Below are 12,202 nucleotides of genomic sequence, written 5' to 3' on the forward strand. Positions count from 1 at the left end.
AAGCTTTTACGGCTAACGCCCGAGTGCGTATATTTGCAGTAAATAACCTCAATAATTTAAACAATGGCACAAAAACCGGGAATACCAAAAGGCACACGCGATTTTTCACCTGCAGAAGTAGCAAAAAGGCAATACATTATTTCGGTGATGAAGCATCATTTCGAGGCTTTTGGTTTCCAGCCCATTGAAACACCTTCTTTTGAAAATTATGATACCCTGATGGGTAAGTATGGCGAAGAAGGCGACAGGCTTATTTTTAAGATTTTAAACAGTGGTGATTATCTGGCCAAAGCCAATGAAGAATATCTTACTTCAAAAGACAGCAACAAGCTGACATCACAGATATCCGAGAAGGCACTGCGCTATGACCTTACCGTGCCTTTTGCGCGCTATGTAGTACAGCACCAGAATGAGATTGAGTTCCCGTTCCGCCGTTACCAGATACAGCCGGTATGGAGAGCAGACCGCCCGCAGAAAGGCCGTTTCAGGGAGTTTTACCAGTGCGATGCAGATGTAGTAGGCAGCACCTCTTTATGGCAGGAGGCAGAGCTTGTACAGCTTTATGACAGTGTATTCTCTGACCTCGGGCTTAAAGGCGTTACCATCAAAATTAATAACCGCAAGGTATTATCAGGCATTGCCGAAGTAATAGGCGCAAAAGATAAACTTATCGATTTTACCGTAGCGCTGGATAAGCTTGACAAGGTAGGCGAAGAGGGTGTAAAGAAAGAAATGCTGGAAAAAGGCATAGCTGCCGAAGCTATAGAAAAGGTGCAACCGTTGTTCAGCTTTACAGGCAGTGTTAACGAGAAACTGGAACAATTATCCCAACTCTTAGCATCATCTGATGAAGGTATGAAGGGAGTAGAGGAGTTGCGCTTTATCTGCGAAAAAGTGCTTGAGCTTGGCCTGAACCAATCTATACTCGACCTTGATGTTACGCTTGCACGCGGGCTTAATTATTACACGGGGGCTATTTTTGAAGTTACCGCACCAAAAGAAGTAGCAATGGGCTCTATTGGCGGTGGCGGCCGTTATGACGACCTTACCGGTATATTCGGGCTGAAGAACATGAGTGGTGTAGGTATCTCGTTTGGATTAGACCGTATTTACCTGGTGCTGGAAGAAATGGGGCTTTTCCCCGATACGGTTACCGAAGGCACAAAAGCATTGTTTATAAACTTTGGCGATGAAGAAGCGTTTTACAGTATGAAGGCTATAAAGAAATTGCGGAGCCTGGGCCACAAGGTAGAACTGTACCCTGACAAGGCAAAAGTGAGCAAGCAGTTTCAGCACGCCGATAAACGCGGTATTACCTTTGCTGTGCTTACCGGCCAGGAAGAAATAGATAAAAATATGTTTACCCTTAAAAATCTTATAACAGGTACTCAGGAAACCCTGCCGCTGGAAGATTTGATACAGCGTTTAGGTTAAAAAAAGAATCCCGCCAATGGCGGGATTTTAATTTAATTGTGTTTTTAGGATAGCTTACTTAACAGCATCCAGGATATTGATCTTGCTTTTTTGCACACTACCGGAGTTGTCCTGTAGTATCTCAATACCCAAAATTTCGAAAGGACGTTCAATCTGGTTGCCGTTGTGATCAAGATAATCCATAACCAGTTCGTCAAAATTGTCCGGATGAAGTGTGATAGCTACACTGTCGGTAAGCTCATTTTCAAGAATGAAATTACGCATTCCGTCGTAAGTAATTTTTTCCATAAGCATATAAGTTTAGTTAGTATAAAAGTATATAAGTTGGATGAATAAAATATTGTTAAAACTGTTAAAGTTTGCTAATTTAACACATGTTGGAACTTTTGTTAGAAAATAACAGAATTATTCTGACTAATAGTTGAAATATCCTCAATTCAATTTTTTGCTTCTGAAAAGTCGATTATGCCCCCGCCGCTGTCACCGGATGTTACTGTTTTATCGGTAGCCAGGCTCCAGTTAATACCGCTGAATTTCTTCTTTAATTCGGCTACATCCCTGTTAAACCTGTTCCATATAAATATGCGTGGCGAGCCGGGTGCTGCACTTTCGGCATAGGAAAGCTCTCCTATATAGGTTATTTCGCCCTTCTTAATTTCAAAAGGTATAGCAAACTTTTTGCTGTTGTTTACCATGCCTGTATAACCGATATGGTCAAGGTAATTGTATTGAGTAAATGCATATTTGCCGGGCGGCCTGTTAATAACGAACAGGTATGTTTTGCTGTTATTAAAATCGCCGTTATAGGCACGGTCGCTTTTTACACGTGTGCGTATCTCGATTTTACCATCGTTCTTCTTAATGAATTTGCTGTCGCCTTCGATGGGTTCATAAAAAAAGCGATAAATATCATTTCGCGGAGCATCGCCTTCAAAAGTAATAGTACCTACCGCAAGGCCGTTTTCGGCACCTGCATCAAACGTATCGGGAACTTCGTCGGCTGCTGCCGGCCTGCACGACACCATCATTACCAAAAGCAGGGGCAGGACTGTAAAAATTGTTTTCATAAAAGATAATTAAGCATTTATGTAAAGATACAAAATTGGCAGCTATGAGTTGGTTTAACGTAACCTTACCACTAATTAACATTACCCTATAACATGTTTATTATCAGTATAGCTAATTTTACTGTTACTGATAAGAGGTTAATTATTAATTCAAAAAACAAAATTATGACACTTAAAAACGATCACTCAGAAGGTAAAGTGGCAAAAGCCATAGAAAGCCAGACATCTAAATTGCCATCAGACACTTTTTTATGGGCTGCGCTTGGCTCTATGGCAGTATCTGCTACATTAAAAATATTTGGTAAAGATAAGTCGGCACTATTTGTAGGGCAGTGGGCAGCGCCTTTCCTGCTTCTAGGCGTTTACAACAAAATTGTAAAGGTAGAAGGCCATGATAAGGAAGATCACTCTATAAGTGATTATGCAGAGCCGGACGGCATTCTGTAACTAAAGCATTGAGCCCTGCATTATGCAGGGTTTTTTATTGCTGTTTTATGAGAAGTATTGCTTCATCCAGAAATCCAACCTGCCGTTCGTTTATAAGCTTTACAGCTTCATTGTAGGTGAACCAGCCTGCCTTATCTACTTCGGGAAAGGTTTTCTTTAAACCCGACTTTGGCGGCCATTCTATTTCAAATGTATTGCATTTAAGAGTGTTGCAGTCAAAATCTCCATTTGCAGCCCAGCAATACACTTTTTTGCCGCCTCTCTGTATAATGGGTTGCAGCTCCTTGAACGGAGGCCGGGGCCTGTAACCGGTTTCTTCCTCAAATTCGCGCAGTGCACAATCCTGTAGCGCTTCACCTTCTTCGGGTTCGCCTTTTGGTATAGTCCACCAGCCCTCATGCTTTTTGGCAAAGAAGGGCCCGCCGGGGTGCACGAGTAAAAACTCTGTTGCAGTTTCACCCTCGCGGTACAGTAGTATGCCGGCACTAACTTTCATTAGTTTGTGTTTCTGTATAAGTTGTACTTCCGAAACTCCTGAAATATTCCGTAGCAATATCACCAAAATTTTTCATGGTAAAGTAGTTGAAGCCCCCACCTACAACAGCGCCTATACCAAAAGGGATAAACCTGCCCATTGCGGTACCGCCTTTTTTAGCCCCATATTTGGCAATTAGTTTTTTACCGATTTTCTGGTTGACGCGGTTACGGATACGGTCATTAAAATGTGAATTAAAGTGTTGCACTGCCAAAGAGGAATTATTGTTGGCAATGGCAGCTTTAGGAGTAAGCACCCCCGACCATACCCCCAGTACAGAAGCAAACTCTACGTCGAAGTTATGTTCTATATCCCTGCCATATATAAGTGCTGTACCATAGCATACAGAGCCCATCCACTTCAGCATAATAAGCATATCGGCAGAAAAGGTACCTGCTTCTACTGCTGCCTGTGCAATGGTTCCCAGCCCGGGCACAATACCCGGCAATGCGCTCACGGCGCCAACAGAAGTGTATTTATTGCGAATCTTTTTTATATAAAGTTTTGCAATATCTTCAGTCGGCATGCCGGGGTGCGACAGCCGCAGCATGTTTACATTTTTACGCACTTCTTTATAATCAGGGCGCACTTTGGCTATGATTTTGCTTAAATCCATGCTATGGGTACTGCAAATAGCGTTCCATGTAATTTATAAGTGCCTTGTGCCTTTGTTTCAGCGTTTTGTCTTTTTAGATATATTATCCTGAGTATCTTCAAAAAGCTCTTTGCGCAGTATGCGTTCTACATCTTCAAGCGTGGCACAGCGCAGCTTTTGTGTGCCGAACTCCGTGCGTACCTCAAGCGTAACCGTTTCTATGCCGGTAAGGTCTTCTTTAAGGTAATCCTGCATATCGGTAATAGAATAAAACCATTCTTTATCATACTGCACCTTCCTGATTGACGAATCTTTGCGTATAACTTCTTCCTTTAGCTTTTTCATTTGCTGCTTTTTGCAAAGATACAGCAAAACAAAAGCAGCAGATGTTATGAATAACTTAATTGAAAAAGTGCTATTTTTAGCAAAATCATACTTAGATGAGAGTATGTATGTAAGAAAAAACAAGTAGCAGCGTTACCATAATTAACCAAACATAACCGACTAAAACATGCACAAATTTATACTTGCAATAGTACTGCTTTGCACTTCAATTACTTATGCTCAACTGAAAGGCAGGATAACTACAACAGGTGGCATACCTGTACCCTATGTAAATGTGAGTATAGAAGATACTTACATCAGCACCTCATCTAATACCGAAGGGGAGTATGTTTTGCCTGTAAACAAAGCGGGGCAGTACACTGTTAAATTTCAGTCTATAGGATTTAAGCCTAAAAATGTAGCTGTTACCATTACATCCTTACCATTTACGCTTAATGCCGAATTACAGGAAGAAGCCTACCAGCTTAACGAAGTGGTTATTGCACAGGGCGAAGACCCGGCCTACGAAATAATGCGGCAGGCGATAGCCCACCGGAAAGAAAACGCCAGGAAAGCGGGGAAGTATGAAGCTGACTTTTATTCTAAAGGTATCTTCATGGCTAAAAATATCCCAAAACGAATTGCAGGTGTAAGGGTTGAAATGCCCGATGAAGCAACGCTGGACTCTACAGGGAGCGGTGTGATCTCTTTATCAGAAACAGTATCCCACATATATGTAGATTATCCTGATAAGCTGAGGGAAAACATAATCGCCACCAAAAAGAGCGGAAGCAACAGTGAATTCAGCTTTAACAGTGCCAGTGAAGCCCAATATAATTTTTATGACGATTTCATGGATTTTGATTTCGATATAGAAATGATATCCCCGTTAAGTAAAATAGCCATGAATTATTACCGCTTTAAGTATGAGGGCAGCTTTACTGATGAATATGGCAACAATATCAACAAGATTAAGGTAATACCGCGCCGCGATAAAGAGCCTGTATTTGACGGCTATATTTATATAGCTGATGACAGCTGGGCAATACAGGCCGCCGACTTAACCCTGAAAGGGTATCGCCTGCGGCAGCCCGTGCTTGAAACGCTGACATTAAAGCAGAATTTCAGTTATAACAAAGATACCCAAATATGGGCGCTTACCCTGCAAACATTCGATATTAGTGCGGGTATGCTGGGTATGGGGGTAAATGGCAGGTACACCCATGTTTACAACAATTATGTATTCCATGATTCTTTTGAAGAGGACACTTTTAAGAGCAGGCTAAAATTTGAAGAAGATTCAAATAAAAAAGATTCAGTGTACTGGGCTGTAAACAGGCCGGTACCGTTAACGGTAGAAGAGAAAGAAGACTACGCCAAAAAAGACAGTATAGCAGCGCAAAAAAAAGCCGGGGCCCCTTCGGTTGTTGTAACCAATGTAAACAGGTTCAAAGTATTGGATGTGCTAACCGGCTATACCTACCGCAATAAAGAAAAAGGCATTTACTACAGTTATGACGGCGTTATAGATTTGCCGGGGTACAACACAGTACAGGGCTGGAACTTTAGTACGGCTATGGCTTTGAGCTTTACAAACAAAGAAAAGACATATACGCGGAGGTTTGCAGCCTATTTTAATTATGGTATTGCCGAAGACCGTTTCAGGGTATGGGGAGAAGCACCTTTAAGGATAGGTAAGCAGACATTCTATTTTTCAGGAGGAAATAAAGCAGCGCAGTTTAATGCTTCAGAACCGATTTCGCCTGTAATAAACACTTTCAGTTCGCTGCTGTTCAAGAATAACTTTATGAAGGTGTATGACAAAACGTTTGCGGATGTACATTACAGCAAAACCATATTTAAAAAACTGAAACTGACAGCCCGTGCAGAATACCTGCGCCGCAGGCCATTGTATAACAACACAGATTATGTGCTTATAAAAAATGATGACGATTATACATCAAACAATCCGCTTGCACCTTTAGATGAACAGTCTGCGCCTTTTCTAAAGCATACAATTTATAAGGCCAGCCTGGGCGGGGGCATACGCTTCGGTAAAAGTTATTATTACCAAAACCCTTCAGCTTGGGTTGCAGCAACAGAGACCGACGAACCGGGGCTGTATTTTATGTATGAAAAAGCTTTTGCATCTAATGTTGAAGAATATGAGTATGATTATATAAGCGCAAGGGCTGTTTATACATTTGCACTGGCTAACAAGGGTGATCTTGGCATGAGCATTAAAGCGGGTAAATTTTTTAATGCAGATGATATAGCTTTTACAGATTATAAGCATTTTAATGGTAACTTAACCCATATTAATGAAGGTAACCATAGCCTGAATGCTTTCAGCCTGCTGCCATACTATACCCACAGTACCAATGACTCTTTTATAGAAACCCATATAGAGCACAACTTTAAAGGATATATAATGAACAAGATACCACTGCTCGACCTGCTGCAATATAACCTTGTGCTGGGCTACAACGGGCTTGCACTGCCGGACAGGAAACCCTACCATGAGTTTTCGGCGGGTTTTGATAATTTCGGCTTTGGTAAATTCAGGTTTTTTAAAATTGATTATGTACGCGCTTACGAAGGCGGTTTTGTTACCGATGGCATCATGCTTGGCATAAAGCAAACATTTTAGATGCAACCTTTCTGCAAAGAAAATCGTCTTTACTTAAGTAACCCGATAAATCAATCACAATGCAAAAAACGTTTACCTTACTGTTCCTGCTTTTATTTACGGTAAGCTTTGCCCAGATAAAGGGTAAAATTACCGATACTAACGGTGAGCCTGTACCTTTTGTCAGTATAACCGTGGCTGACACCTATACAGGTACTAATGCCAACGAGAACGGCGAATATGAACTTAATGTAAAAAAGCCCGGCACCTATACGCTGTTATTCCAGTCTATTGGTTATAAAACGCATCGTGCGGTTGTTAATGCGCAATCGCTGCCACACACTCTTAACGTAGTACTTAAAGATGAAAGCTACCAGCTTAGCGAAGTTGTAGTATCTAATAAAGAGAACCCTGCGGTTGCCATAATGCGGAAAGCAATAGCAAACAAGAAAGAAAACTTTTCTAAGACAGGGAAGTTTACAGCCGACTTTTATTCTAAAGGTATTATACGAGTTAAAGATGTGCCTGATAAAATTATGGGTATAAAAGTTCAGGAAGAAGCCGAAGCGGTGCTAGACAGTACAGGCAGCGGTATCATTTACCTTTCAGAAACTGTTTCCGAAATTACTTTTGAACAGCCCAATAATTTAAAAGAAAGGGTAGTGGCCTCTAAAATAAGCGGTAACGATAATGGTTTCAGCTATAATACCGCATTAGGTACATTCTATAATTTTTATGCTAACTATGTCCCGTTCAATGTGAATATGGTGTCGCCGTTGGCAGATAATGCCTTTAATTACTATAAGTTTACTTTTGAGGGCAGCTTTTTTGATGAGAACGAAACCCAGATAAACAAAATAAAGATAACTCCAAAGAGAGATAAAGAGCCTGTTTTTGAGGGCTACATTTATATAGTTGAGAACAGTTGGGCCATATCTGCTATAGATGTAGATATTAAAGGCTATCGCATGCAGCAGCCCATTCTGGAAACCCTTAACCTTAAGCAGAACTTCAGCTACAATTCTAACAACAGGCTGTGGGCTAAAAACTCGCAGATATTTGATTTTAAGGCGGGGCTTTTCGGTATAACTATAACCGGTACATTTACCCATATTTATACCAATTACGATTTCAAAGACAAGTTCGAAAAAGGGACTTTTGGGAAAGAGATTGTGTATATAGAAAAAGATTCCAACAAGAAAGATTCATTGTACTGGAATGCTATGAGGCCTGTTCCGCTTACCCAGGAAGAGGTAACCGATTATGTTAAGAAAGACAGCATACAGGCTGTAGAAAAGTCTCCGGCTTACCTTGACTCTATCGACAGAAAGTATAATAAATTTAAAGTAACCGATATACTTACCGGATATACATACAGGAATTCACAAAAAAACACCAACTACAGCTATGACGGGCTTTTAGGTTTGTCTAACATCGGCTTTAATACAGTGCAGGGATGGAATTTTAATACCAGCCTTACATTCAGTAAATATGACGAAGAAAGCGGTAAATCTACTTATGTGGGTTCCTATTTTAATTACGGTATAGCAGAAGACAGGCTTCGTGTAATAGGCAGGTTTACGCACCGTTTTAACCGTATCAATAACGCCACAGTGTTTGTTTGGGGAGGCAGCGAGGCACAGCAGTTCAACCAGAGAGAGCCCATATCAGAGTTGGTAAATACAGTAAGTACATTGTTCTTTAAAGACAATTACATGAAGCTGTATGATAACACTTTTGCAAAGGCGCAGTACCAGCAAAATATCTTTACAGGGCTTTTTGCAGGTGCAAGTTTAGAATATACCCGCCGCAGGGCGCTTACCAACAATACAGATTATGTACTTGTTAAAGATGATGAGCCTTATACGTCTAATAATCCTCTGGATGCTGATGATGACGGGCTGTTCTTTGAAAAGCACGACCTGATGAAAGCAAATGTGTTCGCTACTATCCGCTTTGGTGAAAAATACATAACCAGGCCCGACGGTAAAGTACCGGTAAGGAGTGGTAAGTACCCTGCAATAACCCTGCAATATGAGAAAGGATTCGCTGCAAGCGAAAGTAATTATGAATATGACTTTGTAGCGGCACGCACTGCTTACAGCAGGACACTTGGTAATAAAGGTGAATTTGGTATTAACGCGGGGGTGGGTAAGTTTTTTAATGCTGATGAAATTGCCTTTATAGACTACAAGCACTTTAACGGCAACCAGACGCATGTGTATAACGGCCAGCAGAACCTCTCATCGTTCAACCTGCTGCCATATTACAGCCACAGTACCAACGACAGTTATTTTGAGCTGCATGCCGAGCATAACTTTAACGGCTATATAATGAATAAGATACCGCTGCTGAACAAGCTACAATGGAATCTTGTGGTGGGCTACCACCAGATAAGCACACCTGATTTTAAACCTTACCAGGAATTTACCGCCGGTTTTGATAACATTGGCTTCGGTAAGTTTAGGATGCTGCGTGTAGATTATGTACGTGCCTATCAGGGAGGTTTTAGTACAGACGGGGTAATGTTCGGGCTAAAGTTCCTTGATATAGTAGATTAGGAAAGCACATAAAAATAAGGCCGGCACAAAATATATTTCTATTTCGACCTTGTAGAGAAATCTAAAAATTCTTTGAGATTTCCCGACTTATGTCTCGCTCGAAATGAAACTTTTTGTGCCTGCCTTTATTATTTATTCTTCTATGGAGATTTCATCAGCTTCCCAGCCATCACGTGTTTGGAAAAGATGAAGGTGTACATTAATATTCTTTTCTTCGCCAACCACCTCAATGTCAAATTCGGCATCGCCACTAAAAGCGTCAATGTCAATTGTGGAGTTCATAATATTCACTTTTACTATTCCACCTGTAGCTGTAAGAACCTCTTCATTATCATAAATAGCCTCATGCGCTTCCACTATTACATCAGTATCTTTTATTACATTTTTGGCAGTAAAATAAAAGAACAGGATGGCAGCAATTGCAATTACAACTTTAAAAACAACAACAAGCAGTATAATGTTGCGCCTTTTTTTACGCTTGCGCCTGTAGTCGTTATAAGCTTCTTCGCTTACGGGAATTCCTTTTATACGATACTCCTCCATATCAAGATATTTTAATCGATTCTCTCAATCTTTGCGCCAAGTGCTTTAAGCCTTTCGTCAATCCTTTCATAACCACGGTCTATCTGCTCACCGTTCTGGATAATGCTTGTGCCCTTAGCCGAAAGCGCGGCAATTAAAAGTGACACCCCTGCACGTATATCAGGCGATGACATGTGGATTCCTTTAAGCTGCGATTTAAAGTCGTGCCCTATTACTGTGGCCCTGTGCGGGTCGCACAAAATAATTTTAGCGCCCATATCTATAAGCCTGTCGGTAAAGAACAGTCGGCTTTCAAACATTTTCTGGTGGATAAGCACACTGCCGCGTGCCTGTGTCGCTACTACCAGAACAATGCTCAGCAGGTCGGGCGTGAAGCCTGGCCAAGGGGCATCTGCAATAGTAAGTATAGAGCCGTCTATGTAATTCTGTATTTCATAGCCCTCGGTGTGGGCAGGTATATAAATATCATCACCACGCCTCTCTATGGTTATACCAAGCTTACGGAATGTGTTAGGAATAATGCCTAAATTCTCCCAGCTTACATTTTTTATGGTAATTTCACTCTGTGTCATGGCAGCAAGCCCTATCCAGCTCCCTATTTCAATCATATCGGGTAATATCCTGTGCTCACAACCGCTCAGTTTATCTACACCTTCAATTTCTAAAAGGTTAGATCCTATACCGGTAATTTTTGCCCCCATGCTGTTCAGCATTTTGCAAAGCTGTTGCAGGTAAGGTTCGCATGCGGCATTATAAATGGTGGTTTTGCCTTCGGCAAGAACGGCTGCCATTACAATATTGGCAGTTCCGGTAACAGATGCTTCATCAAGCAGCATATAAGCGCCTTTAAGCCTGTCGGCCTCTACGCCATAAAAATAATCTTCTTTATTGTAGCGGAATTTAGCCCCCAGGTTTATGAAACCTTCAAAATGGGTGTCAAGCCTGCGGCGGCCAATTTTGTCGCCACCCGGTTTCGGTATATAGCCTTTGCCGAAACGCGCCAAAAGCGGGCCAACAATCATTATAGAGCCGCGCAGCGCCTTGCCTTCATTCTTAAAAGCTTCCGATTCAAGGTAGGCAAGGTTTACTTCATCTGCCTGGAATGTATAGGCGCCGTGTGCAATTTTTTCTGTTTTAACCCCCAGGTTTTGCAGTAGCGTTATTAGTTTATTAACGTCTATTATATCAGGAATGTTGGTAATGGTTACCTTTTCGGGTGTAAGCAAAACAGTGCATAATACCTGTAATGCTTCGTTTTTGGCTCCCTGTGGGGTAATCTCACCGCTAAGTTTTGCTCCTCCTTCAATTTTAAATGTTCCCATGCCGTTTACAGAAATGTGATTTTATAGATGTATTTTATGATTTACGGTTCTTGTTCTGGTTGTTTTTGCCCCCGGCGCTGCTCCTGTGCATTTTTTGCTTGCCCCCGCTGCCGGTATTATACTGCGCCTTATTGCTTACTTTTTTGTTCACCTTCATAAGGTCTGATGAGGTAGAAAGCTCTTCATCTGTTTTAAGCAGGTTTATCTTTCCGCCAGATAGTTCAAGCAGGTGCTCAAATATAACCTCGTCCTTTACGGTATCTTTGTTCCAGCTCAGGTACGATTTTTTCATATGGTTGGCAATAACCATTATAAGTGCATTTTTCAGTTCGCCGTCTTCCCACTGGTTGGCAACCTCTATCATCCCGGTTATGTTATTGCCGTAAAAGCGGTATTTCGGGAAATTTTGGGGGTACTTAAGCCTGTCCGGCTTTTGCTCCAGCATCTCGCGGGAAGGTTTTGGGTAGGGCGAATCTACATCAAGCCTGAAATCTGACATGATAAAGATCTGGTCCCACAGTTTATGTTGAAAATCAGGCACATCGCGTAGGTGTGGGTTAAGGTTACCCATCACAGATATTATATATTTTGCTGCTTTGTTACGCTCCTCACGGTCTTCTATGGCTGCTGCCTGGTCTATCAGCTTTTGCAGGTGCCTGCCATATTCGGGTATTATAAGGTGCGTCCTTTCGCTGTTGTATTCCAGGTGATTTACCGCTTCTTCAGGGTTATGATGCATTATTGT

General features: G+C 41.6%; 12 protein-coding genes. 4 read left to right on the plus strand and 8 right to left on the minus strand.

The annotated features are described in order from the left end of the window. Positions 1-63: 63 nt before the first annotated feature. Positions 64-1,434, plus strand: coding sequence for a histidine--tRNA ligase (gene hisS, locus KJK34_RS06900; RefSeq protein WP_223053121.1), 1,371 nt, complete (start codon positions 64-66; stop codon positions 1,432-1,434). Between the two features lie 54 nt (positions 1,435-1,488). On the opposite strand, the gene KJK34_RS06905 is transcribed toward hisS, so the two are convergent. Both KJK34_RS06905 and KJK34_RS06910 read right to left on the minus strand, forming a co-directional pair. Next, entirely contained in the window at positions 1,489-1,722 is a 234-nt protein-coding gene (locus KJK34_RS06905) for a hypothetical protein (protein ID WP_223053122.1), read from the minus strand. A 149-nt stretch (positions 1,723-1,871) separates the two neighbouring features. After that, a complete protein-coding gene (locus tag KJK34_RS06910; protein ID WP_223053123.1) occupies positions 1,872-2,501 on the minus strand; it encodes a hypothetical protein in 630 nt (209 codons plus the stop codon). A gap of 165 nt (positions 2,502-2,666) precedes the next feature. On the opposite strand from KJK34_RS06910, the gene KJK34_RS06915 reads away from it, so the two are divergent. Next, on the plus strand, positions 2,667-2,948 hold the full coding sequence (locus KJK34_RS06915) for a hypothetical protein (protein ID WP_223053124.1): 282 nt from the start codon (positions 2,667-2,669) through the stop codon (positions 2,946-2,948). Between the two features lie 34 nt (positions 2,949-2,982). Here the strand turns inward: KJK34_RS06915 and KJK34_RS06920 are convergent, their stop codons facing one another. From KJK34_RS06920 to KJK34_RS06930, 3 genes are read right to left on the minus strand one after another with little or no spacing between them, the layout of a single operon-like run. After that, entirely contained in the window at positions 2,983-3,444 is a 462-nt protein-coding gene (locus tag KJK34_RS06920; protein ID WP_223053125.1) for an NUDIX hydrolase, read from the minus strand. Further along, positions 3,434-4,099: an EcsC family protein gene (locus tag KJK34_RS06925; RefSeq protein ID WP_223053126.1), complete on the minus strand. Its 666-nt coding sequence runs from the start codon at positions 4,097-4,099 to the stop codon at positions 3,434-3,436. The genes KJK34_RS06920 and KJK34_RS06925 overlap by 11 nt, the downstream gene beginning before the upstream one ends. Positions 4,100-4,156: 57 nt before the next feature. Beyond that, the gene (locus KJK34_RS06930; RefSeq protein ID WP_223053127.1) at positions 4,157-4,423 is read right to left on the minus strand and encodes a hypothetical protein; all 267 of its coding nucleotides are present in this window, start codon (positions 4,421-4,423) and stop codon (positions 4,157-4,159) included. A 166-nt stretch (positions 4,424-4,589) separates the two neighbouring features. On the opposite strand from KJK34_RS06930, the gene KJK34_RS06935 reads away from it, so the two are divergent. Both KJK34_RS06935 and KJK34_RS06940 read left to right on the plus strand, forming a co-directional pair. Beyond that, positions 4,590-7,052 (plus strand): DUF5686 and carboxypeptidase regulatory-like domain-containing protein, encoded by a 2,463-nt coding sequence (locus KJK34_RS06935; RefSeq protein WP_223053128.1) that lies wholly within the window; start codon positions 4,590-4,592, stop codon positions 7,050-7,052. 59 nt (positions 7,053-7,111) lie between these two features. Further along, positions 7,112-9,592, plus strand: coding sequence for a DUF5686 and carboxypeptidase regulatory-like domain-containing protein (locus tag KJK34_RS06940; protein WP_223053129.1), 2,481 nt, complete (start codon positions 7,112-7,114; stop codon positions 9,590-9,592). A 132-nt stretch (positions 9,593-9,724) separates the two neighbouring features. On the opposite strand, the gene KJK34_RS06945 is transcribed toward KJK34_RS06940, so the two are convergent. The 3 genes from KJK34_RS06945 to KJK34_RS06955 are packed head-to-tail and all read right to left on the minus strand — an operon-like array spanning position 9,725 to position 12,196. Beyond that, the gene (locus KJK34_RS06945; protein WP_223053130.1) at positions 9,725-10,135 is read right to left on the minus strand and encodes a hypothetical protein; all 411 of its coding nucleotides are present in this window, start codon (positions 10,133-10,135) and stop codon (positions 9,725-9,727) included. Between the two features lie 11 nt (positions 10,136-10,146). Further along, positions 10,147-11,457, minus strand: coding sequence for a UDP-N-acetylglucosamine 1-carboxyvinyltransferase (gene murA / locus KJK34_RS06950; RefSeq protein ID WP_223053131.1), 1,311 nt, complete (start codon positions 11,455-11,457; stop codon positions 10,147-10,149). 34 nt (positions 11,458-11,491) lie between these two features. Beyond that, the gene (locus KJK34_RS06955) at positions 11,492-12,196 is read right to left on the minus strand and encodes a DUF4290 domain-containing protein (protein WP_223053132.1); all 705 of its coding nucleotides are present in this window, start codon (positions 12,194-12,196) and stop codon (positions 11,492-11,494) included. Between the last annotated feature and the right edge of the window lie 6 nt (positions 12,197-12,202).

This window comes from Flavobacterium coralii, assembly GCF_019891545.1.
Classification (GTDB): Bacteria; Bacteroidota; Bacteroidia; order Flavobacteriales; family Flavobacteriaceae; genus Flavobacterium; species Flavobacterium coralii.